Raw genomic sequence first — 23682 nt, forward strand, 5'->3', positions numbered from 1 at the left:
CAAAGGGAGGAGATCATGGAATTCGACGTCATGACGCGCGCGACGACATGGCAGAACGTGGCCGACCTGGCGCGCCGCGTCGAGGCGGCGGGCTTCTCCGGCATGCTGTTCACCGAGGGTCACCAGGTGCCGTGGATGAACATCGCCGCCGCCTCGCTCGCCGCGCCCTCCCTGCATTTTTCGACCGGCATCGCCATCGCGTTCGCGCGCAGCCCGATGGTCTCCGCCGAGATCGCCTGGGAGCTGGCGCAGAACACCGGCGGGCAGTTCCGGCTGGGGCTCGGCAGCCAGGTCAAGGCGCATATCGAGCGGCGCTATGCCGGCACCTTCGACAAGCCGGCGCCGCAGATGAAGGACTATGTGCTGGCGGTGAAGGCCTGCCTCAAGGCGTTCCGCCGCGAGGCGCCGCTCGAGCACGACGGCCCCTACTACAGGATGAACCTGCTGCCCGAGCAATGGACGCCGCCGCGTCACGGCCACGAGGACGTCAAGGTCGACATCTCCGCCGTCGGCCCCATCATGGTCCGCGTCGCCGGCGAGGTCGCCGACGGCGTGCACGTCCATCCAATGCATTCCATGCACTACATCGACAACCGCCTGCTGCCCGGCGTCGCCGAGGGCGCGAGGCGCGCCGGGCGCGACCCGAAGGAGATCGACCTGATCGTGCCGGTGATCGTCGCCGCCGGCGACACGCCGGAGGAGCGCGCCAAGCCGATCGAGGAGGCCAAGACGACGATCGGCTTCTACGGCGCCACGCCCAACTACGCCTTCCAGTTCGACGATCTCGGCCACACCGGCCTGCGCGACCGGCTGCGCGACGCGCTGCGCGCCAACGACACGGCGCGCACCCAGGCGCTGATCACCGACGAGATCCTCGACCAGTTCGCCGTGGTCGCGCGCTGGGACGACGTCGCCGACAGGATGATCGAGCGCTACCGCGGCATCGCCTCGCGGCTGGTGATCTACCTCGCCTCGCACTGGCGCGAGATCGACGCCCGCACGCTGGGACGATGGGGCGAAGTGGCAAGGGCGGTGCGGAAGGCATCCTGACGCCCCTTCGTCGACGTCTACGCCGACGACGGAGGTTTGGCGGCCCGCCGCTGCGCACCCAGCAGCTCGTACGGGCGATGGGCGTTGCGCTGGGCGGCGTCCCACATGACGCGCGGGTCGAAGGTCTCGGCGGCGAGGATGGTGAGGATGACGACGCCGCAGAAGGCGACGGCGCCGGTGCCGGGCGCGATGCTGACCACGCTGCCGAACTGCACCAGCGCGCCCAGCAGCGACTCCATGAAGATGTCGACCATCGACCAGCGGCCGATCCAGGCGACGACGTGATAGAGCCTGGTGCGCTCGATCAGCAGGCGGCTGGCGCCGGCCGCCGTGGTGACCAGCACGATCGCCATCAGCATCAGCGCCAGCCCCATCAGCTTCAGCACCGGCACCAGCACGCTGGCGACGAACACCAGGATCGCCAGCGGGTACATCCGCGAGGCGACCAGTTCCTCGATGCCGTCGATGATGGTGCTGGGCGCCCCCGCCCCGGCCTGGATCACCGTCAGCACCGGATAGGCGTTGGCCGGGATGTAGAGGATCGCGGCGGCGGCGATCAGCGCCCATGTGCGATGCAGGCTGTTGGGCTTGCGCGCATGCACGGTCGAGCCGCAGCGCAGGCATGTCGTGTCGTGCCGGCCGACCAGGCCGCAGGCCTCGCACGACGCCATGCCGGGATGGAACTCGAGCGGCCGCTCGGCCGGCAGCGGCGTGCCGATGGCGGCGCCGTGGGTCTGGCCGCGCGCCTCGATGGCGTCCCACACCGCGTCGGGCTCGAGCGCGGTGTTGGCCCACAGCCCGACCACCGTCAGCAGGCCGAGCGCGGCGACGGCGACGCCGACCTCGACCTGCACGAGGTCGCCGAGCTTGGTGTAGGCGACGAACACGCCGAGCAGCAGCACGTCGAGCATCGCCCACAGCGCCATGCGGCGGGCGAACAGGAAGACCCGGCCGAGATGCGGGAACGGCTTGCGGGCGCGCAGGCCAAGCAGGACGTAGAGCGTGCAGAGATACTGGGCGAGCGGCGCCAGCGCGGTGGTGAAAGCGACGACCAGCGCGAGCGGCCACAGGCCGTGGTGGACGAGCTCGAGCGGCCCCGCGGCCATGTCCGCCTCGTGCACGATGCCGGCGGTGGAGACCCGCATCAGCATGGTCGTCCACGTCACCACCAGCAGCACCAGCGCGGCGATCGTCAGCGCGAGGCTGCGCGGCAGCGGATCGCGCCGCGTGCGGCGCAGGCCGGTGCCGCAGCGCAGGCAGTCGGAGCGCATGTCGGGGCCGAGCTCGGGCACGACCTGGAACAGGCCGCAGCCGGTGCATTCGCGGAGCTCGGGGCGCGTCACGGCAACGCGGTCAGGATTTCAGCAGCGCCGCCAGCCCGTCGGTCAGTTCGGCCACCGCCTCGCCGGTCGCCGCGACCTGGGCGGCGACGGTCGCCGCCGTCACCGGGCGGGAGATGGCGAAGGTCCGGGCCGCCGAGCGCCTCGGCCGGTTGAACTCGATCGCCGCCTGGGCGAGCAGCTCGAGCGTGCTGCCGCTGACGTCGAGCCTCTGGATGTTGACGGCCAGTACCGCATTGGGATCGCCGGCGATGGCGCCGCCCTCGTTGTAGATGTTGGACTGCGGCAGGCGCTGCGACAGCCCGACCACCAGCACGCGCGCCAGCAGGCTGCCGAGCGGCTCGCCCCACCAGTCGTTGCGCGCGATGGCGAGCTTGTTGTCGTCGGCCGAGCGCACGATCTCGCGGCGGTCGAGATAGCTCGCCAGGCCGATCTCGCGCAGCAGCACGACCTTCGGCCCGCCGGTCAGGGCCGGCCCCGGCTTCACCGAGAGCGTGTAGAGCGAGGGGTCGGTCGACGAGCCGCAGCCGGCCCCCGCCAGCGGAAGAGCCAGCGGCGCGGCCAGAGGAAGGGCGAGCAGCGAGCGACGACGGAATGCGGCGGCAATCATGGTCCGGTTCAGTCCTTGCCACGGCCCTTGATCAGGGCCTCGGGGTGACGGGTGAGAAGATCCGACAGGGCACGCACCGAGCGCACCGTGTCGGTGAGCTGGCGCAGCAGGTTCTCGACGTCGCGGTTGAGCTTGGACTCGGCGCCGTATCCGGTGTTGAGCGACGCCGCCAGCCGGTTGATCTGGGTCAGCGCCTGCTGGAGCTGCAGCGAGATCTCGGGCAGCCGCGCCAGCGCCGGCGTGGCGCCCTCGTCGAGCTTGCGCATGGTGTCCGCGGCGTCGGCCAGGATGGACTTGATCTCGGGCCCGTTGACCGTCTGGTCGAGGCCCTTGGCGAGGCTCGCCACGCTGTTGCCGATGGCCTCGAAATCGATGCGGTTGATCTTCGACAGCAGCTCGTTGGCCGAGCGCGTGATGCTGTCGAAGCCGCCGCCTTCCGACGACGGCATGACGAAGACGTCGCCGTCCTGCGACAGCACGGCCGGCGGCGCATCGGCGATCTTCTCGATCGCCACCACCTTCTGGCCGCTGATCAGGCTCTGCGCCTGCAGGGTGGCGCGAAAGCCGCGCTTCACCATCTCGGCGGCGATCGTGCCGGGCGTGATGCCCTGGGCGGCGGAGACGCCGCCGATGCGGTCGGCGTCGATGCGGTAGCTGACCGGCGCCACGATGCGGCCGGCCACGGCGTCGAACTTCAGCCCGACATCGGTGACCTCGCCGACCTTGAGGCCGTGCAGGGTGACGTCCGAGCCGATCTCGAGGCCGGCCACCGAGCCCGCGAACTCCGAGCGCAGGTGCAGATGGAAACTGTAGCCGGCGGTGCGCGCCGCCTCCTCGCTCGAATGCAGCGCGAAGCGGTGGCCCGCCTTGGCGGCCGGCGCCGTGGTGCGCGGCTTGATCTCGAAGGCGATGCCGCCCAGCAGCAGCGCCTTGACCGATTCCATGCGCACGTCGAGGCCGTTGGCGCCCATCTTCACCGACATGCCCGAGGCGTTCCAGAACATGGTGTCGACATGCACGAACGAATCGAACGGCGCGCGCACGAAGGCATGGATGGCGACGTGGCGGGCCTTGTCGTCGCCGAGATCCCAGCCCAGCACCGTGCCGACGTCGATGCCGCGATAGAACACCGGCGCGCCGAGGCCGATCGAGCGCAGCTTGCGACTCTCGAGGATGAACACCGTGCCCGGCGTCGAGGTCTTGAGAATCGGCGGGTCGGCCTTGCCGACGAACTCGCGCTGCGACTTGCCGGGCTCGGTGCTCGGCATCATGCCGACGTAGGAGCCCGACAGCAGCGTGTCGAGGCCCGAGACGCTGCCGGCGAAGAGCTGCGGCTTGACCACCCAGAAGATCGTCTTGTCGGTGAGCAGCGGCTCGGCCTCGCGCGTCGTCTCGATGCGCACCAGCACCTTGCTGAAGTCGGGCGCCACGGCGATCGACTTCACCGTGCCCATGGTGACGTCCTTGAACTTGAGCTGCGACTGGCCGGCCTGCAGCCCGTCGGCCTGCTCGAAGGCGACGGTGATGGTCGGGCCGCGCTTGGAATAGGTATCCCAGGCGAGCCACAGCGCGATCAGCAGGGTGACGGCCGGCACCAGCCAGACCAGCGGAATGCGCCGCCGCTGGCGCACGCCGGCGATCGGCACGGGTATCGGTTCGGACGGGGACATGAATACTGTGTTCTCTAGGGGAGATATCCCATGTTACGGCCCGGCGTGCCACCGGCCTCCCTTCCGGCGCATGGCGCCGGAAGGGGGCTTACATCGGTGGTGCGAACATGCGGCCGCATTCCTTGGTGAGCGAGTTGAGGCCGCGGCTGAAGCGCAGCGGCGAGCCGGGGCCGACATTGCGGGCATAGATCTCGTCGTAGTTGCCGACCTGCCTGATGGCGTTGAACGCCCAGGCATCGTCCAGCCCGAGTGCGCGGCCGCTGCCGGGTTCGGCGCCGAGCAGCCGCCGCGCCTGCAGCCTGCCGTCCTGCTGGCGGTGCTGCTCGACGTTGGCGGAACGGATGCCGAGCTCCTCCGCCTTGACCAGCGCGTAGTGCGTCCACCGCACGACGTCGAGCCAGCCGTCGTCGCCCGAGCGCACGTAGGGTCCCAGCGGCTCGTCGGAGATGATGTCGGGCAGCATCTGGAACAGCGTGCCGCGACCGGCCCGCACGATGGTCGAGGCCATCGCCGTCATGTCCTGCGTGATGGCGGCGCACTTGCCGTCGTAGAACGCCTCGTACATCGCGCTCTGGTCGGGCAGAACCACGGTCTCCACCGCAATGCCCTCGAGCCTGGCCCAGGCCGCGAGGTTGGCCTCGTGCGTGGTGGCGCCGGTGACGCAGATCTTCTGGCCGGCGAGCTGGCGCGCGCGATCCATGCGGCGACCCTTTGGAATGACGAAGGCCTGGCCGTCGTGGAAGTTGACGGCGGCAAAGCGCATCCTGCTGCCGGTCGAGCGCTGCAGCGTGTAGGTCGAGTTGCGGATCAGCACGTCGATCTCGCCGGCGACCAGCGCGTCGAAGCGCTTGTCGGCGTTGAGCGCCACGTAGCGCACCTTGTTGGCGTCGCCCAGTACGCCCGCCGCGACGGCGCGGCAATAGTCGACGTCGAAGCCCTCCCACTTCCCGGCCGCGTTGGGCGCCGAGAACCCCGGCAGCAGGCCGTTGACCCCGCACACCAGCTCGCCGCGCTTGCGCACCGTGTCGAGCGTCGGGCTCGCCGCAAGGGCGGGCGCGGCCGCGGGCGGCAGCAGGCCGGCGATCCACGCCAGCGCCGCCGCGAGGACAAAGAGACGAGTGTGCCGTGTCATGGTCGTTCCCCCCTGCCCGCATTCTTCCAGACCCGGGACGCAAGGTCACCCGCGCCCCAGCCAGCGCTTTCGCCGCCGGACCGGGGCTTAGATGTGGAGCGCCTCGCCCAGCGTGCGCAGGCTCGCCTCGTGGAACGCCTCGCCCAGGGTCGGATGGGCATGGATGGTGCCGGCGATGTCTTCCAGCCGGGCGCCCATCTCGAGCGCCAGCCCGAAGGCCGCGGCGAGCTCGGACACGCCGGCGCCGACGGCGGCGATGCCGAGGATGAGATGGTTGTCGGAACGCGCGGTGACCCGCACGAACCCCTCCTCCGCGCCGAGTGTCAGGGCGCGGCCGTTCGCCTGGAAGGGAAACTGCGCGGTGCGGATCTCGCGACCGGTCGCGCGCGCCTCGTCGGGCGACTGGCCGACGGTGACGATCTCGGGATCGGTGAAGCACACCGCCGGGATCGTCGCAGCATCGAACACGCGGCGATGGCCGGCGATCTGTTCGGCGACCGCCACCCCCTGCGCCATCGCCCGATGGGCCAGCATCGGCTCGCCGGTGAGGTCGCCGACCGCCCAGACATCGAGCATCGACGTGGCGCAACGCTCGTCGATCGCCACGAATCCGCCGTTCATCGTGAGGTCGAGCCGCTCGAGGCCGAAGCCCGCCGTGCGCGCCCGCCGGCCGGTGGCGACGAGGACGCGGTCCGCCGGCACACTGCGCGTCGCGGCACCCTCCCGGGCGACCAGCACGGCGTCGCCGGCATCCGACAGGCCGCTGGCCCGCGCCTGCGTCAGCACCTCGACGCCGAGCGCCTGCAGGCGGCGCAGCACCGGGCGCGAGAGCTCGGCGTCGTAGGCCGGCAGGATACGCTCCTCGGCCTCGATCACCGTGACCTTCGAACCGAGCTTGGCGAACGCCGTGCCGAGCTCGAGGCCGATATAGCCGGCGCCGATCACGACCAGGCGCCCGGGCACCTCCTGAAGCGACAGCGCCTCGGTCGACGACATGACGCGCCCGCCGAACGGCAGCGCCGGCAGGCTGGCCGGCATCGAGCCGGTCGCCAGCACGACGTGCCCGGCGCGGACGGTCTGCGGGCCGGTATCGGTCTCGACCCGGCAGGTCTTGCCGTCGAGCATCTCGCCGTTGCCCTGCACGATCTTGACCTTGTGCCGCTTCAGCAGGGCGCCGACGCCGCCGGTGAGGCGGCCGACGATGCCGTCCTTCCACTCGACGGTGCGCGCGAACTCCATCGTCGGCGCGCCGACCCGGAGGCCGAACGGCGCATCGCCAGCATGCTCGAGCGCGCGCGCGTAGGCATCGGCGGCGTGGATGATCGCCTTCGACGGGATGCAGCCGACATTGAGGCAGGTTCCGCCCAGCCCGCCGTCGCGTCCGCCGCGCTCGACCAGCACCACGTCGAGGCCGAGCTGGGCTGCGCGGATGGCCGTGACGTAGCCGCCGGGCCCGCCGCCCAGCACCAGCACCCTGGCCGCGATCTCCGCCATCTCACGCCTCCTCGATGAAGATCGTTGCCGGCGACTCGAGCAACGCCTTGAGGCGCTGCACGAAGCGCGCCGCGACGTAGCCGTCGATGACGCGGTGGTCGAACGAGGACGACAGGTTCATCATGGTGCGCGGCACGAACCGGCCTTCCTGCCAGACCGGCCGGACGGCGTGGCGGTTGACGCCGATGATGGCGACCTCGGGCCGGTTGACGACGGGCGTCGTGACGATGCCGCCGAGCGGCCCCAGGCTGGTGATGGTGATGGTCGATCCCGTGAGCTCGTCGCGGCTCGCCTTGCCCTCGCGCGCGGCCTCGGCCAGGCGCAGCACCTCGGCGGCGCAATCCCACAGCCCGCGCGCCTCGCAGTGCCGCACGACGGGGACCATGAGGCCGGCGGGCGTCTGGGTGGCGATGCCGATATGGACGCCGGCGTGCCGCTCGAGCGTCTCCGCCTCGTCGTCGTAGAGCGCGTTCATCTCGGGGAAATCCGCGACCGCCCGGACCAGTGCCTGCATCAGGAACGGGATCAGGGTCAGCCGCGCGCGATCGGGCCGGTTCGCCGCGTTGAGACGCGCGCGCAGCTCCTCGAGCGCGGTGACGTCGACCTCCTCGACATAGGAGAAGTGCGCGACCCGCCGCTTGGACTCGGCCATCTTCCGGGCGATGCGCCGGCGCAGGCCGACGATCTTGACCGTCTCGACCGCGGTGTTGGCCACCCGCGCCCGCGACGACACCGCCGCCGACGCGCCGCGCAGGAAGGCGTCGAGATCGTCGTGGCCGATGCGGCCGGCCGGGCCGGTGCCGCGCACCTGGCGCAGATCGACGCCCGCATCGCGCGCCCGCCGCCGCACCGCCGGCGAGGCGATCGGCTTCTCGCCCGCCGGCCGCGGCGGCCCGATCGGTGCGCCCGTCGTGGGCAGGGCCGTTGAGGGCAGGCGCGTCGTCGCTGCCGGTGTCGCCGGAACCGCGGGCGCCGCCGGCTTCTCTGCCTTCGGCGCCGGCGCGGCCGCCTCGCGCGGCGTCGCGGCGACCTCGCCGCTGCTCTCGCCCGCGACCTCCAGGCGCACCAGCTCGGCGCCGACCGCCAGCACGCCGCCGACCTCGGCGCCCAGCGCCACGACGGTGCCGGCGACCGGCGACGGGATCTCGACCGTGGCCTTGTCGGTCATCACCGCCGCGAGGATCTGGTCCTCGAGCACCGATTGCCCGACCGCGACGTGCCATTCCACCAGCTCGGCCTCGGCGACGCCCTCGCCGACATCGGGCAGCTTGACGATGCGGAGTCCCATCTCAGGCCTCCATGACGGCTTTGAGGGCGCGCGCGACCCGGGCCGGCCCGGGGAAGTAGTCCCATTCCTGCGCATGCGGATAGGGCGTGTCCCAGCCGGCGACGCGCATCACCGGCGCCTCCAGGTGATAGAAGCAGTTCTCCTGCACCAGCGCGCTCAGCTCGGCGCCGAAGCCCGAGGTCAGGGTCGCCTCGTGCACCACCACGCAGCGTCCGGTCTTGGCGACCGAGGCGGCGATCGTCTCGAGGTCGTACGGCACCAGGCTGCGCAGATCGACGATCTCGGCATCGACGCCGGCCTGCTCGGCCGCCGTCTCGGCGACGAACACCATGGTGCCGTAGGCCAGCACCGTCACGGCGGCGCCGGCGCGGCGGATCGCGGCCTTGCCGAGCGGCACGGTGTAGTGGCCGTCCGGCACCTCGCCCAGCGCATGGCGCGCCCACGGCGTGACCGGCTTGTCGTGCTGGCCGTCGAACGGCCCGTTGTAGAGCCGCTTGGGCTCGAGGAAGATCACCGGGTCGTTGTCCTCGATGGCGGCGATCAGCAGGCCCTTGGCGTCGTAGGGATTGCAGGGCACCACGGTCTTGAGGCCGGAGACGTGGGTGAACAGCGCCTCCGGGCTCTGGCTGTGGGTCTGGCCGCCGAAGATGCCGCCGCCGGTCGGCATGCGCACCACCATGGCCGCGGTGAACTGGCCGTTCGAGCGGTAGCGCAGCCGCGCCGCCTCCGACACGATCTGGTCGTAGGCCGGATACATGTAGTCGGCGAACTGGATCTCGATGCAGGGCCTGAGACCGTAGGCCGCCATGCCGACGGCCGCGCCGACGATGCCCGATTCGTTGATCGGCGCGTCGAAGCAGCGGCTCTCGCCGTATTTCTGCTGCAGCCCCTGGGTGCAGCGGAACACGCCGCCGAAATAGCCGACGTCCTCGCCGAACACGACGACGTTGTCGTCGCGCTGCATGCAGACGTCCATGGCGTCGCGGATCGCCTCGACCATGGTCTTGCGCGCCATCGCTCAGACTCCGCCCTGCTGGCGCTGGCGCCGCAGGTGCGGCGGCATCGTCTCGTAGACGCCCTCGAACATGTCGCGCGCCGAGGGATGCGGCCCCGAGTGCAGCGTGCCGTGGCCCTCCGCCTCCTTCTGCACGGCGATGACGGTCGACAGGATCTCGGCCTCGGCCTGCCGGTGGCGCTCCTCCGACCAGGCGCCGCGGCGGATCAGGTGGTTCCTGAGCCGCAGCACCGGGTCGCCGAGGGGCCAGGCGTCGGACTCCGCCTTGGGCCGGTAGACCGAGGGATCGTCGGAGGTCGAATGGGCGCCGACCCGGTAGGTCACGTGCTCGATCAGGGTCGGGCCGAGATTGCGCCGCGCCCGCCCGACCGCCCAGCGCGCCACGGCGTGGACGGCGAGATAGTCGTTGCCGTCGACGCGCAGCGCCGGGATGCCGAAGCCCAGGCCGCGCGCGGCGAAGGTGCCCGAGCCGCCGCGCGCGATGCCCTGGAAGGTCGAGATCGCCCACTGGTTGTTGACGATGTTGAGCACCACAGGCGCCTTGTAGGTCGAGGCGAAGACCAGGCCGGCGTGGAAGTCGGATTCCGCCGTCGAGCCGTCGCCGATCCAGCCGGCGGCGATCTTGGTGTCGCCCTTCATGGCTGACGCCATCGCCCAGCCGACCGCCTGGATGTACTGGGTGGCGAGGTTGCCCGACACGGTGAAGAAGCCGTGCTCGCGCGACGAATAGAGCACCGGCAGCTGGCGGCCCTTCAGCGGATCGAGCTCGTTGGAATAGATCTGGCACATCATGTCGAGCATCGGATAGCCGCCGGCGATCAGCAGCCCGGCCTGGCGGTAGGTCGGGAAGTTCATGTCGCCGGGCGCGAGCGCCTTGCGGAAGGCGCAGCTCACCGCCTCCTCGCCGAGATGCTGCATGTAGAACGACGTCTTGCCCTGGCGCTGGGCCATCTGCATGCGCGCGTCGAAGGTGCGCAGGGTCATCATGTGGCGCAGCCCCTCGAGCAGCTCGGCGTCGCTCAGCAGCCCGGCCCACGGCCCGACCGCCTCGCTGTCGCGGTTGAGCACGCGGATGATCGAGAAGGCGAGGTCGCGGATATCCTCGGGCGCCGCGTCGACTTCCGGCCGCCGCACCTCGCCCGCCCGCGAGATCGGCACGTCGCTGAAATCGGGCGCGCCGCCAGGCCGCACCGCCGGGCCCGGGACGTGGAAGCTGAGAGGCGTCGGTCCGGACATGGCGGGCTCCCTTTCAGTCGGCGGTCGCGAGGATAACGCGAATCGACCGGGATTCTAGCGGCGCACGGACGAGGCGCGCCGCATCGAACAAACGGACCTGCGGCCGGCACTTCGCCTTCGCAACCACGCGGCCCGAGCGACGTGCCTCCTCGCCACAAGACGTTGTGCCGACCGCACCGATCTGACGGTGTCTGACGGAGCGCCCCTCGAGATGTTGCCAACGCACGCGGTAACGCCGTCGCCCGGGCGGAGAGTGGAAATCGTCGCGATCATTGCCGCGCATCCTACGCGCGGGCGATGGCAACTCGGAAATCCGGTTCACCGGTCGCGAGTCACGCCTTGATTCTCAACGCGAATTCCGGGGGCGGTGAACCACCCGCCCTGATCGCGGCGCGGCGAGATTGTCGGCAAGATCGATGCCCGGCAGGATCCCGCCCCTCGCCTTGCTCACCCGCGGCATGACCCGCCTCGGCTGCCCCGCACCACGGCTGCGCTCGGCCGTGACGAGGCGCAAGCCCTCGACGATCAGCGCCGTCAGCGTGCGGCCCTCGGCGGCGGCCTTGCGCTTGGCGCGCCACAGAAGATCGGGCGGCAAGCGGACGGTGGTCCTTTCAGTCATATGTCGAGACGTATTGTGTCGGACATCCATGTCAAGGTGAGTCACGGAACCCGCTCTGGCGGACCGACGAGCGCACCGAGATCTTCCAGTACGAGATCAGGAACGAAAACAGGGGCGGCCTGCAGCTCGATCTTCCGGTGGTCGGCGGCGGCTTCAGGCTGGGCGCGAGCGGCTCCTGTTGCCAGGCCGTCATGCGCCTGGTCGACCGCCGGGTGGTCGAGGTCAACACCACCGGCGACAACGACGACGTCGCCGGCCGCGAGGGGGTCTGCGCGCCCCTCGTGCGCGGCTGCGCGCGGGCGGGTGAGAACGACAATCCGGAGGTCAGGACGGCGCGGGCGCGACGGTGAGGCCTGCACAGGCGCAGTCCTTCGCAGGCGCAACCCACTTAGCCGAAGCCGGACTTGTCCGCCACGGAGCGCTCAAATGCCAATTCCTCCAAGAAGCAACGATCACTTGGAAGAGAGTAGTTAGACACGTTGTAGTATTCTGGGACTGAGTAGCATAATTGGATAGTTGGATCACGTAGAGCCGCAAGCGCCGCGCCAATTGTCGAGAGCTTCGTATTCATTGGCGCGACAACCACGTTGTGGCGCTTTTGCTTTGAGATTGCATCGACCAAGGCATTGCAGGCGAGTTCAGGATTGAGACAAGAGAATGTAAATTCCTGGAATGATGGCTGCGATGCCTTCAAACCACCGACAAAGAACTTGTTCAACTCGTGCATTCGCTCGTCAACCGAACTGTCCTCGGCGCCATTTCCGAGCGACAGCACACGAGGCTGATATGCATCTATAATACGCGCCGCTCTGTCTGGCTCGTATCCTGCCATCACCAACAAATGTAAGGGACGCCCTGGGACCACGTTACCTGGGTAGCCAAGCACCGAACGAATGGCCTTAAGTCCCCTGCTCAGCCACGGCGTCTCGCCTGAGGCAACGTCTCCGTAGCTCTTCGCAGGATTGTAGGCAACGTAAGCCTTCTGGTGTTGACCCAGTCGCTCCTTCAACACCCTCATCAAGATAAGTAAGGCTTCATGCGTAAAACTGGTGATATCAACGAGAACGTCCCCGTGAGAGTCTTCCAATCCTTTGGCTAATTGATCGGCGGTGTAGGCTGGATCGTTGCGCCTGATAGCGAGCGGTTGCCCCTTTGGTCCAAGGATATTCAAGAGAGTTTTTACATGGTCCAATCCCGGCAGCGGGACGTCCTCATGATGGAAGACTAATGCAGATCTCAGTTTGTCGGTCGGCAAATGACGCGCCACTGACAAGCACCGGGGTTCAAAGCTCGCGGAGCACAAGAATGCACCGATCCGAGGGCTCAGCATGGCTGAAAGATCCGCTAGCCTAAAAGCGCTCATCGATTGCTCGTCAAGTTGCGAACAAGTCAGCTTGAAGGACTTCTTCCTCTAGTTTCTCAAGCCCCTTCTCTTTGAGTCTTCTCGGAAAAGAACGCGGGTCCTTCATCAGCTCCTTTACGAACGAGTTGGTTACGAACAAATACCCCGCGAACCCAGTTGGGTCGAGTTGAAACGCCGGCGCAAGTTGTCGCGACAGGATATAGAGCTCTGCACGCCCGATACCCTCCTTTCGCCCAATACTAGACCGATGAAAGTAGCCATAACGCATACCGAGATTTAGGACTTCACGGACTTCTGGGCTCGGTTCATCTTGAAACGCGATCGAGAATACGCGTCTCTCCGATCGTTCGGAGAGCAGGACGGCATGAAATAGGGAACCGAGACCATTAACGAGATTGCTGAGACGCTGAACGACATCCAGTTGAAGTCTCTCATCAGACCTGTCTTTGGTTCGCTCAAGTTCCTTCTCTTCCAGACGAATCTTGTCGAACTCTGAGAACAACATGTCATTGGCTAGTTCTCTAACGACTTCGTTCTGGATATGCGGCGGAATGAATGCGTGCTCCTTCCCGTCGGTCGACGCGCGGTCGTGCATTTTCGTAGCGGCGTGAAGGAAGAACCGAACGATTCCCGAGGACACGTGTACTAGCTGGTCAAAGCCGGCGTAACTATACGTGGATTTGCTCTTCGCTGCCCCACCGAGACCCTTAATGTAATCTGGCCGCGCATATCGATAGGCATCATCGCGAGCTCGATTGCCACGCTTGCCCTTATTCTGCCATTGCGAGCGTAGCGTGTTGGCGAGATGATTTATTTGATCTTCCTGTTCCTGATCCGGCGGGAAGTACCTTTCAGCACTTCGCTGAATGTTGCTCACCTTAAGCCGCTTTTCTACAATGCTCCGCACACGGCTCCTATAGCTGTCCCTTACGTCGGTCGTGTACACATCAGAGATGCTAAACTCTTGAAAATCATGTGGGCTCTCTATCCGCTGACCATGCGTCGTGGAAAAGGTCTTGTATTGCAGCTGCGTAGATATCTTGAGGCAGACGTTTTCAGTACTGCGAATCGAAACCCAATTGTTGAGAACACGAGTCTGAATATTGCTTAAGTTGTCTGCGTCATCGATTAATAGATAAACTGGCGAGTTCGGCAGTGCTGACAGTGTCCTAAGACTCGTGATGAACGGCACCACGAAGTCCAAGAACCCCGCAAGCGGACCGTCATACGGAATCGTCGACGTCGGCAAGAACAGGCTTCGCACGTATCTCAATGTGTGCGCGTGCATGTCCCGTAGCACATGTCGCACGCCTAGCAACAATGACCGAAGACGTTGTGGGTTCTCTAGCCCAGGCAACGATCCTTGCCAAAACGAACGCTGCAATAGGGAACCGAACGCTCCGACGTAAAATTCTTGGACATCTCGCTTCGATGCTCGAGCGTTTGCGAAGTCCTCGGGCATTCTATCCAGCAGGGTGTGAATGATCGTCAGGAGCACCGTGAGACTGAAGAAGTGCTCGTTGAGTATCACGTCCGCATGGCGCTCTTCGATGCGTTCGAACTCGGCGAGCGCTATGTCAGTGCCCTTGATCGGGACGTACACGCCGAGGAATGGAAGATCCTTGGTCTTGTAGTTGTGCGCCAACGCCTGACAGTCCGGTTCGAGATAGCGAAAGAGCATGCTCTTCCCCGAACCTCGCGCTCCATGCAAAAAAGTATGCCCTGGCGCAACCATCGCCGAGTAGCCGGGCACCTCCGACACAAAGAGGGAAACTGCCGTTTGCGCAGCGATGCCTTCTGGGGTTTGGACAGAGAATGGGTTCATGCCCGTTGCTTCCGCCGAATCTGTTTGGCAAGGGTTGCGCCATCCAATCGCTTTTGGCCAACGCGCAATGACTCGTTGGTCTCATAGAGAAAGTTCTTTGGAACCGACGGATAACCCGCTTCTTCCATACGATAGGCGATCTTGCGCGGAGGCGCACCGTTGCCATTCACTCTGACGATTTCGAGGGAGACGCTTATAGAGTTGATTGCAATGCTCGGCCTCATGAACCGATTGCAATAGATGGTCTCCGTAAACAGTTTCACGGAGCGTTCGAGAATCTCATCGAGTAAGTATGTGGTGGTCTTAAGTTTCCCGAACTTTTTCGTGAAGTCTTTCTCATCAAATGAAAAGTGGAGTTCTACCCGCTCGGTATCGGGCTGCACCATCACCGAGTGCAACCCGGAAGCATATTTATGAAATATTTCCGAAGGCTTTGGCACGCGCTCCCCGTCTAGCAGGAATCTTGCCGCGCGATTTGCCTGGTCGGAGTATTCGTCAGCCAGCCGAACGATAGCGGCAAGCAGTCGAGGGTGTACAGGCTGGTTGAGAAGTGCTGTCTCAGTCTGGAGTGTGGAAATCGTATCTTTCGATTCGCCGATCTTTCCACCATGGACTCTGGCGATCATTTGAATGATCCGCTTTTCAGTGGTGTCGAAACCAGCAGCGGGCCCTAGATCATTCAAGATCTTGGTCGACTCCTGCTCATGCTTCTCTCGTCCGAAGACGTTCCCAACATCGTGGAGATGAATTGCCATTAGGGTCAAATAAACTTCGTATGGTGTGAGCACGCATTTTTGCCCACGCACAAGATCGCTCGCGCGCCTGATCACCACATCTATGTGACCAGGGCCGTGGTCCGTAAGTAGACCTCCATTTGCTGCTGTCGCTCCGGGGTTCACCCACGAGTGATATCGATCCTTAAAGAGGTCCTTCAGATGAGCGTACCTAGCCACATACTCATTGCTCTTTCCGTCAGGAAACGCGTGCTGATCGGCCGTGCGTTCTTCAAGCCACTTCTCGAGTCCTTGCGCTGGCAGTTGCATATGGTGGCTACACTTGCGCGACGAGACTCTGGAATACCGCTTGCGCGAGGAGTGGAGGAACTGCGTTGCCCACTTGTTGTTGTTGTTTGCCGATAGACCCGAAAAAGGTGTGGCTGTCCGGAAACGATTGAAGACGAGCCGCCTCGCGCACCGAAAGTCCTCGGTTTTGACTTGGATGCACGAGCATATTCTTTCTAAAGTTCCCGATAACGATAGAAGGCGCGTCCCAATACAGCCTACGGTAGACACCAGTGTGGCATCGGTCAACGTCAGCATAATTTCTCATAAGGAAGGCCGGGATACTCTGCCAATTGCCTCCCGCAGGAATATGCTTGTACCGGGCCACGATTGACGGCGCGTTGTTGGTCACTAGATGTCCATCACATTCCGATTGGCCGCGACGCATTCTCTCTTGGTACTGGCTTGTCGCATCCGTTCGATAAGGAAGCCTGTCTCGATGGTCTCCATTTCGAAGGACTGGGAGGTCATGGATTGCGGATCGAACCGAGGTAACTGTCCTGGCTGAGTGTGTCGGAAGCTCTATTGGACGTCGGGACTTCGTACCAACGATGAATAGGCGCGACCTACGTTGTGGCACTTCGAAGTTGGCCGCGTTCAGCACACCGGACGTAATCGAGTATCCTTGGCGCTTTAGCCCTCCGACTATTCCGTTAAAGAACACCTTTCGACCCTGCTCCAGCAGCCCCGCAACGTTCTCGAACACCACAAAATGCGGATTGAGTCTTGCAGTGATGCGAAGGAATTCTCGGAACAGCCAGTTCTGAGAATTGTCAGGGCCGCGCGTGCGCTGATTCGACGTTGAAAACCCCTGGCAAGGCGGCCCGCCAAAAACTATCAGGTCCTTCGAATGGCACTTGATCGGCAAATCGACCAACGTGCCAACATCAGCCTCGATGACCAGCGTATTGCGATGGTTGCGTCGGTAGGTCTCTGCGGCGTAGGGATCGCTTTCAACCGCAACCTTGACATCGATGCCGGCGCGCTCGGCGCCCAAAGACATGCCGCCAGCGCCCGAAAATAGGTCAATGCCAATCATTGGAATTCGGCTAGGTCGCGCATGCTCTTTCAGGTCACTCAATCTAAGTTCGCACGAGCAGGCCCATGGCAGATAGATTCGCCATGCGCGTTATCCACACTTAAAGATGGCTCTTCTCAAGCGACAATGCCCCCTAAGCCGCCTCCTTGTCCCCACCCTCGCCCACGCGCGCCGCTAGGCTGGCCGCCATAAACTCGTCGAGATCGCCGTCGAGCACCTTCTGCGGGTCGGAGCGTTCGACGTTGGTGCGCAGGTCCTTCACCATCTGATACGGCTGCAGCACGTAGCTCCTGATCTGGTGGCCCCAGCCGATGTCGGTCTTGCTCGCCTCGGCGGCGAGCCGCTCGGCCTCGCGCTTCTGCAGCTCGACCTCGTAGAGCCGCGCCTTCAGCATCTGCATCGCCTTGGCGCGGTTCTGGTGCTGGCTGCGCTCCTGCTGCACGGCGACGGCGATGCCGGTCGGGATGTGCGTGATGCGCACCGCACTGTCGGTCTTGTTGACGTGCTGGCCGCCCGCGCCACTGGCGCGGTAGGTGTCGACCCTCAGATCCTTGTCGAGGATCTCGATGTCGATGTCGTCGTCGACCTCGGGATAGACCCAGACGCTGGCGAAGCTGGTCTGGCGCCGCGCGTTGCCGTCGAACGGGCTGATGCGCACCAGCCGGTGCACGCCCGATTCGGTCTTCAGCCAGCCGTAGGCGTTGGCGCCGTCGACCTTGAAGGCGCAGCTCTTGATGCCCGCCTCCTCGCCCGCGCTCTCCTCGAGCCAGGTCACCTTGAAGCCGCGCCGCTCGGCCCAGCGCACGTACATGCGCGCCAGCATCTCGGCCCAGTCCTGCGCCTCGGTGCCGCCGGCGCCGGCGTTGATCTCGACATAGGCGTTGTTGGGATCGGCGTCGCCCGACAGGAGGGTCTCGAGCCGCGCCTTCCTGGCCTCCTCGGCCGCCTCGACGAGCGCCCTCTCGCATTCGGCGATGGTGGCCTCGTCCTTCTCGGCCTCGGCCATCTCGATCAGGCCCGCATTGTCGTCGACCGCGGCGCGCAGGCGCTTGATGGTGGCGATGGCGGCCTCCAGGCGATTGCGCTCGCGCATCACCTTCTCGGCCTCTTTCGGGTTGTTCCACAGCGCCGATTCCTCGGCGCGCGCGTTCAGCTCGGCGAGACGGACGACCGCGCGATCGTAGTCAAAGACGCCTCCTGAGAAGCGCCAGCGACTCCTCGATCTCGTTCACCATGGCTTGAGCTTCGGCACGCATCGTCTACCTTTCGCGTGCTGACGGGGTTGTCGTCAAGTGCAGCATGTTGCGGCGTTCGAGCTCGTCCGCGATCGCCTCGGCGATGATGCGGTAGCCTCGCGCATTGGGATGCCACTGGTTGTAGACGGAGGAGAGACCGTCCTTCCTTACCGGCCCGGCGAAGAGATCATAGACGTCCAGGGTCGCAAGGCCGGCGCGCTCGGCGCAATCGAGCACGGCGCGGGTGGCACGACGCTCCTCGGCCGCCCGATCTCCAAAGGCCCAGACCGCGTATTGCCCCACGACCAGGGTCGGAACCTGCAATGCCGCGAGTCTTTGCATCAGCGGACAGACCATCCGCTCGCCGCTGCCAGCCGGCAAGGCGCGCACGTTTTCCTGATGCCATTCGCTGCGCAGGCGCAGGCGTTCGAGCACCGTGTCGAGCAACACCGACCAGCCGAATGCCGTCTGCAGGAAATCGAGCGTGTCGTGTGGATCGGGCGTCGGCGGCACCGGCACGTTGCGCAGCACGAGCTCACCATGCTCGAGCGCGAAATATGGCTTCTCGCGGCCCCACATGCGACTCATCTCGTTGCGGCGCAGGTTGTCGGCGATGAAGCCGACGACCAGGACGGCGGGCTCGAGTTCCCGGGCGACCTGCTCGGTCCGCAATACCGTCTGGTCGAGACCATAAGCGCCGACGCCGGCATTGATCGTTCGCCAGTTGAGAAGCTCCTGCAGCGCCACCGGCCACGTCTCGAGGTCGTCGACTTCCTCGCCCTTCGTGTAGGAATCGCCCGTTGCCACGATCGGCGGGTTCATCACCGCGCCGGCGGCGGGCGGCGGCATGCGGCGAAAGCCCTGCGAGTCGAAATTGGCCCACGGCGAGGCATAGTTCGGAGCATTGACGAAGCCGAGCACGGGATCGACGACATAAGCGGAGGCGCTGGCAATCTCCGGCCTCCTTGCTTCAAGGCGCGTGGCGAGAACCAGGTTGTTCCAGTGAAGCAGCGTCGAGGGGCCCCGCAGCAGCCGGCAGCCAATCTCGAGCACCAGCAGGCTGACGATGATCGAGGCCAGCACCAGGGCCACCGATGCCAACGGTCGGGCTCGGTCGCCCGGCCGCCCCCGCTCATGCCCCAGCCGGCGACGCAGCCCGCCCACTAATATGTTTCGCCTGTGCCGCTCAGCGCCGGGCGGCCGGCGCCGGGGCGGCCGCCGGCGGCACCGCCGCCGTAGGAGGCCGGGCCGCCGCCGGCGAGGTTGGGGTCCAGGGGCGACATGCCGGTGCCGTCGAGCACGCCCGGTCCCCAGGCATAGCCGTAGCCCGAGCCGGGCTCGGTGCCGGGCTTGAAGACCTCGTCGATGGTGCCGCCCTCGTAGGTCACGCGCGCCAGCCGCAGGCCGGGCGGGATGCGGAACGGCACCGGCGGCTTGTCCTTGTAGATCGTCTCGGCGATCTGCCGGTAGATCGGCACGGCGTTGCCGCCGCCGGTCTCGAGGTTGGAGGGGCCGAGCGTGCGCGGCTCGTCGAAGCCCATGTAGATGCCGACGGTGAGGTCGGGCGTGGCGCCCATGAACCAGTTGTCGCGCGCGTCGTTGGTCGTGCCGGTCTTGCCGGCGATCGGCCGGTTGAGGTTGGCGAGTGCCGCGCCGGTGCCGCGCTGGGTGACGCCCAGCAGCATGTGCACCACCTGGTAGACCGAGGCCGGGTCGTGGAACGGCCGGCGCGAATCGACGATCTGCGGCGGCTGCGGCTTCGCCCCGGGCGCCGCCTCGCCGCAGCCGCGGCAGGCGCGCGGCTCGTGGCGGTAGATGGTCCTGCCGTTGCGGTCCTGCACGCGGTCGACCAGCGACGGCGTGATCTCGAGCGCGCCGTTGGCCAGCATCGAATAGGCCATGGTCTGGCGCAGCACCGTGGTCTCGCCGGCGCCGAGCGCCATCGGCAGATAGGCGCCCATCTCCTCGACCACGCCGAACTCCCGGGCGACCTGCACGACGCGCTTCATGCCGACCTGCTGGGCCATGCGCACCGTCATCAGGTTGCGCGACAGCTCGAGGCCGCGCCGCACCGTGGTCGGGCCGAGGAAGTCGCCGCCGTAGTTGCGCGGCGTCCACACCGGCTGGCCGTAGCCCGGGTCGTAGGAGAACGGCGCGTCCTCGACCACGGTCATCGGCGTGAAGCCCGCGTCGATCGCGGCGAGATAGACGAACGGCTTGAACGACGAGCCGGGCTGGCGCGCCGCCTGGACGGCGCGGTTGAACTGGCTGAGCCCGTAGGACCAGCCGCCCGACATGGCGAGCACGCGGCCGGTCTGCGGATCCATCACCACGACCGCGCCGTTGACGTTGGGCACCTGGCGCAGGCCGTAGCTGTCGGCGGGATAGGGCTTCTTCGCCTCGTTCTGCGCGACCTTCTCAACGATCACGATGTCGCCGACGGCGACCACGTCGGCCGGCCGGCGCGGCGGGTTGCCGACCCGCTGCTCGGGCAGGGTCGGCCGCGCCCACGCCATCTCGGCGAACGGGATGGTGCCCGCGGCCGGCTCGCTCTGGGTGGTGGCCCACGGATTGAGCGGCGCAGGGATGGCGATCTGGACCGACTGCGCGTCGACCCGCGTGACCACGGCGAGCTTCCACTCGGGCAGGCCGAAGAGCGGCCGGCGCTGGACGATGCGGGCGAACTCCTCCTCCCAGCCCTGGCGCATGTCGGCGATCTGGGCGTGCGGGCCGCGCCAGCCGTGGCGGCGGTCGTAACGCACCAGCCCGTCGCGCAGCGCGCGGTCGGCGACCGCCTGGATGGCGGGATCGAGCGTGGTGGTGACGGTGAGCCCCGCCTCGTAGAGCGCCTTCTCGCCATAGGCGGCGAGCAGGTTGCGGCGCACCTCCTCGGCGAAGAAGTCGGCGGTCGCGGTCTCGGTCGTGCTGCGCCGGCGGTAGGCGAGCTTCTCGGCGCGCGCCTCCTTGTATTCCTCGGCGGTGATGTAGCGGTCGTCGAGCATGCGGCCGAGCACGTAGTCGCGCCGCCAGTAGGCGTCCTTCTCGTTGCGCACGATGTGGTAGCGGTTGGGCGCCTTGGGCAGCGCCGCGAGATAGGCCATCTCCGACAGGGTGAGCTCGCCCAGCGAGCGGTCGAAGTAGTTGAGCGCCGCCTGCGCCACGCCGTAGTTGCCGCTGCCGAGATAGATCTCGTTGAGATAGAGCTCGAGGATGCGCTCCTTGGAGAAGGTCTCCTCGATGCGGAAGGCGAGGATGGCCTCGCGGATCTTGCGCGACAGGGTGGCCTGGTTGGTCAGCAGGAAGTTCTTGGCGACCTGCTGGGTGATGCCCGAGGCGCCTTCCATGCGCCGGCCGGGATGGGTGAGGTTGGTGAAGGCGGCGCGGGCGATGCCCAGCACGTCGAGGCCGGGATGGGAGAAGAAGCGCTGGTCCTCGGCGGCGACGAAGGCCTGCAGCACGCGTTTGGGCATGGCGGCGACCGGCACGAACAGCCGCTTCTCGCGGGCATACTCGGCGAGCAGCTTGCCGTCGGCGGCATAGAGGCGCGTGGTGGTGGCCGGCTGGTAGTCGGCCAGGGTGCCGTGGTCGGGCAGGCCGTGGCTGAAATGCCAGAACAGGCCGGCGACCGTCGCCACGCCCACGATCATGCAGGCCAGGGCGAAGGCCAGCCCAATCTTCACGAGATTCAACACACGTTCCTTTTACAGGCCCCCCGAGGGTGCCGACAATCTGCGCCTTTTGTGGGGCGTTTTGGTGGAGACTGCCGCTCCCGGCGCAGACCGGGGCGGGCCGCGGTGGCGCGCCCCTCAGGAACCCGGCGGCTGTTGCTGTGACGGCTGTGGCGGAGGCGGAGGCGGAGCGTCCGGCGCGGGACGTGCGGCGGCAGCGGCCGCGGCCTCGCGTTCGCGCCGCGCCTGCTGCTCCTTCAGCACCCCGCGCGCCGCCGCGCGCACGCGCTCGACGCCTTCCGCATCGGTCTTGCTCAGGATCTCATCGGCGATGATGTTCATGCGCTGGCCGCGCGGCAGGTCGGGCCGCGCCGCCGCCTCCACCGCCGCCAGGTCCTTCTCCATCCGGCTCGACCCCGCCACCGGTGCATCCGCCTCCGGTGCATCGTCCTCGCCGCGCGCCGTCGCCACCAGCGCCTGCGCGAACTCCGTGTTCTCCTTCTGCGCCCGCGTCGCCGCCTCGACCCGACGCTCCAGATCGCGCTTCTCGATCGAGCGCCGACGCATGTCGAACAGCGCCGACCACGCCAGCGCATCGGCCGCCGACAGCTCGCCCGACGCAACCGCCGCGATCACCACCTGCTCCGCCTCGTCCACCCCCGCCATCGTGTCGGTGCGCGGCAGGTCGAGCTTCACCACCGCCCCGCGCGGCTGACCGCACACCATGCGGATCACGAACTTGGCCGCCGATTCGCTGCCCTTGTCCAACGCCTGTTGCAGCACTTCGCGCGCCTGCTCGTACAGCCCCTCCAGCATCGCCTCGCGCGCCAACGTGGTGTCGTTCTTGCGGCCCTCGGGCCGGCCGACACCGGCCGTGTTGCCCAGGCCAAAGCGTGTGTCCTTCTTCTTCATCGTCGCGATATGCGGTCGGCCATCGCGATTTGCCAGCGAACCGACGCATCTGACTCTCCCGCAGACGAATCTGACTCTCCGCCGACTCTCCCCGAGGGCCGATCGAACGGGCCTTCGATGCCGACGCCGTCGGCATCCGCCGCGTTCCGTCGACCAGACGCACCCCCGCGGCCGCTCGAAGCCCCGGCGGCGCCCGCCGTCCGAATAAATCGCCGTTATTTTCCGCCGCCGCGGAGGTCGAGCCCGGATCGAATCCGCCTTCGATGCCGACGGCATCTGCATCCGCCCGAATCCGTCGACCCGATTAGGCTCGCCCGAACCCCAGCGGCTATGGTCGCGCCATGGGCAAGTTCCTCACACCCTTGATAGACACCGAACCGACGGCGGCCACGCATCTCGGCGCATGGACTCCCGCGCCGCGTCGGTCGTTCCCGACGAGCGGCCGGCTGGCCTATTTCTATCCCGACACCGGGCCGCTCAGGCGCGAGCTCTACGTCAAGCACCTGGAATTCTTCAGGAACGGCGCGCAGCACCGCGAGCGCCTGATGATGGCCGCCAACCGTATCGGCAAGACCGAGGGCATCGGCGGCTACGAGACCACCTTGCACCTCACCGGCCTCTATCCGCACTGGTGGGAAGGCCATCGCTTCGACCGGCCGATCCGCGCCTGGGCCGTCGGCCGCACCGCGGCCACCACCCGCGACATCATCCAGGCCAAGCTGTGCGGCCCGGTGGCCTTCGAAGGCGGCAGGAAGCGCGTCGCCGGCAGCGGCCTGATCCCGGCCGACACGATCGGCGCCGTCTCCTGGCAGCGCGGCGTCGCCGACGCCGTCGACACCCTGCAGGTGCGCCACGCGTCGGGTGGCTTGTCGACGCTCGGCTTCAAGTCGTTCGAGCAGGGCCGCGGCGCCTTCGAGGGCACCGAGCGCGAGCTGATCTGGCTCGACGAGGAGCCGCCGATGGCGGTCTACGTCGAATGCCTGATCCGCACCATGACGGTCGGCGGCATCGTCATGCTGACCTTCACGCCGCTGCAGGGCATGACCGAACTCGTCCGCGCCTTCCTCGACGCCGAGCGACGAAGGCAGGCCGGAGAAAACGAGACATGACGCCCCAACCGGTCGG

General features: G+C 66.8%; 20 protein-coding genes. 3 read left to right on the forward strand and 17 right to left on the reverse strand.

Annotated features, from left to right (window positions below):
* Positions 1-15: 15 nt before the first annotated feature.
* A complete protein-coding gene (locus KIT25_13740) occupies positions 16-1050 on the forward strand; it encodes a TIGR03617 family F420-dependent LLM class oxidoreductase (GenBank protein ID UYN93129.1) in 1035 nt (344 codons plus the stop codon).
* Positions 1051-1067: 17 nt separating this feature from the next.
* Here KIT25_13740 and KIT25_13745 read toward each other — a convergent pair whose 3' ends face one another.
* From KIT25_13745 to KIT25_13785, 9 genes are all read right to left on the reverse strand, one after another.
* On the reverse strand, positions 1068-2393 hold the full coding sequence (locus KIT25_13745; GenBank protein UYN93130.1) for a paraquat-inducible protein A: 1326 nt from the start codon (positions 2391-2393) through the stop codon (positions 1068-1070).
* A 10-nt stretch (positions 2394-2403) separates the two neighbouring features.
* On the reverse strand, positions 2404-3000 hold the full coding sequence (locus tag KIT25_13750) for a membrane integrity-associated transporter subunit PqiC (GenBank protein UYN93131.1): 597 nt from the start codon (positions 2998-3000) through the stop codon (positions 2404-2406).
* Between the two features lie 8 nt (positions 3001-3008).
* Positions 3009-4670, reverse strand: a complete 1662-nt coding sequence (locus KIT25_13755) for an MCE family protein (protein UYN93132.1) — start codon at positions 4668-4670, stop codon at positions 3009-3011.
* A gap of 88 nt (positions 4671-4758) precedes the next feature.
* Entirely contained in the window at positions 4759-5802 is a 1044-nt protein-coding gene (locus tag KIT25_13760) for an amino acid ABC transporter substrate-binding protein (protein UYN93133.1), read from the reverse strand.
* Positions 5803-5889: 87 nt separating this feature from the next.
* Entirely contained in the window at positions 5890-7296 is a 1407-nt protein-coding gene (gene lpdA / locus KIT25_13765) for a dihydrolipoyl dehydrogenase (protein ID UYN93134.1), read from the reverse strand.
* Between the two features lies 1 nt (position 7297).
* On the reverse strand, positions 7298-8584 hold the full coding sequence (locus KIT25_13770) for a 2-oxo acid dehydrogenase subunit E2 (GenBank protein UYN93135.1): 1287 nt from the start codon (positions 8582-8584) through the stop codon (positions 7298-7300).
* A 1-nt stretch (position 8585) separates the two neighbouring features.
* A complete protein-coding gene (locus tag KIT25_13775) occupies positions 8586-9599 on the reverse strand; it encodes an alpha-ketoacid dehydrogenase subunit beta (protein UYN93136.1) in 1014 nt (337 codons plus the stop codon).
* A gap of 3 nt (positions 9600-9602) precedes the next feature.
* The gene (locus KIT25_13780; protein ID UYN93137.1) at positions 9603-10835 is read right to left on the reverse strand and encodes a 3-methyl-2-oxobutanoate dehydrogenase (2-methylpropanoyl-transferring) subunit alpha; all 1233 of its coding nucleotides are present in this window, start codon (positions 10833-10835) and stop codon (positions 9603-9605) included.
* Positions 10836-11181: 346 nt separating this feature from the next.
* Entirely contained in the window at positions 11182-11454 is a 273-nt protein-coding gene (locus tag KIT25_13785; GenBank protein UYN93138.1) for a hypothetical protein, read from the reverse strand.
* A 137-nt stretch (positions 11455-11591) separates the two neighbouring features.
* On the opposite strand from KIT25_13785, the gene KIT25_13790 reads away from it, so the two are divergent.
* Positions 11592-11804, forward strand: a complete 213-nt coding sequence (locus KIT25_13790; GenBank protein UYN93139.1) for a hypothetical protein — start codon at positions 11592-11594, stop codon at positions 11802-11804.
* Positions 11805-11842: 38 nt separating this feature from the next.
* Here the strand turns inward: KIT25_13790 and KIT25_13795 are convergent, their stop codons facing one another.
* The 8 genes from KIT25_13795 to KIT25_13830 all read right to left on the reverse strand — a co-directional run bounded on the left by KIT25_13795 (position 11843) and on the right by KIT25_13830 (position 22557).
* Positions 11843-12721: a hypothetical protein gene (locus KIT25_13795; protein UYN93140.1), complete on the reverse strand. Its 879-nt coding sequence runs from the start codon at positions 12719-12721 to the stop codon at positions 11843-11845.
* Between the two features lie 106 nt (positions 12722-12827).
* Positions 12828-14642 carry a hypothetical protein gene (locus tag KIT25_13800; GenBank protein ID UYN93141.1) on the reverse strand — a complete coding sequence of 605 codons (1815 nt, stop codon included), beginning with the start codon at positions 14640-14642 and terminating at the stop codon, positions 12828-12830.
* Entirely contained in the window at positions 14639-15685 is a 1047-nt protein-coding gene (locus KIT25_13805; protein UYN93142.1) for a hypothetical protein, read from the reverse strand. The genes KIT25_13800 and KIT25_13805 overlap by 4 nt, the downstream gene beginning before the upstream one ends.
* A 7-nt stretch (positions 15686-15692) precedes the next feature.
* Entirely contained in the window at positions 15693-16742 is a 1050-nt protein-coding gene (locus tag KIT25_13810) for a DNA cytosine methyltransferase (GenBank protein UYN93143.1), read from the reverse strand.
* A 133-nt stretch (positions 16743-16875) separates the two neighbouring features.
* Positions 16876-17998 (reverse strand): peptide chain release factor 2 gene (gene prfB / locus KIT25_13815; protein UYN93144.1). Its coding sequence is split into 2 segments (ribosomal slippage): positions 16876-17928 and positions 17930-17998, totalling 1122 coding nucleotides; the frame shifts between segments, so codons are not numbered across the junction.
* 3 nt (positions 17999-18001) lie between these two features.
* Positions 18002-19069, reverse strand: a complete 1068-nt coding sequence (locus tag KIT25_13820; protein ID UYN93145.1) for an SGNH/GDSL hydrolase family protein — start codon at positions 19067-19069, stop codon at positions 18002-18004.
* A 71-nt stretch (positions 19070-19140) separates the two neighbouring features.
* Positions 19141-21666, reverse strand: a complete 2526-nt coding sequence (locus KIT25_13825) for a penicillin-binding protein 1A (protein UYN93146.1) — start codon at positions 21664-21666, stop codon at positions 19141-19143.
* Positions 21667-21783: 117 nt separating this feature from the next.
* Positions 21784-22557: a hypothetical protein gene (locus KIT25_13830; protein UYN93147.1), complete on the reverse strand. Its 774-nt coding sequence runs from the start codon at positions 22555-22557 to the stop codon at positions 21784-21786.
* Positions 22558-22898: 341 nt separating this feature from the next.
* Here KIT25_13830 and KIT25_13835 point away from each other — a divergent pair, with 341 nt between their 5' ends.
* Positions 22899-23666, forward strand: a complete 768-nt coding sequence (locus KIT25_13835) for a terminase family protein (protein ID UYN93148.1) — start codon at positions 22899-22901, stop codon at positions 23664-23666.
* The last annotated feature ends 16 nt before the right edge of the window (positions 23667-23682 follow it).

The organism is Enhydrobacter sp. (assembly GCA_025808875.1).
Classification (GTDB): Bacteria; Pseudomonadota; Alphaproteobacteria; order Reyranellales; family Reyranellaceae; genus Reyranella.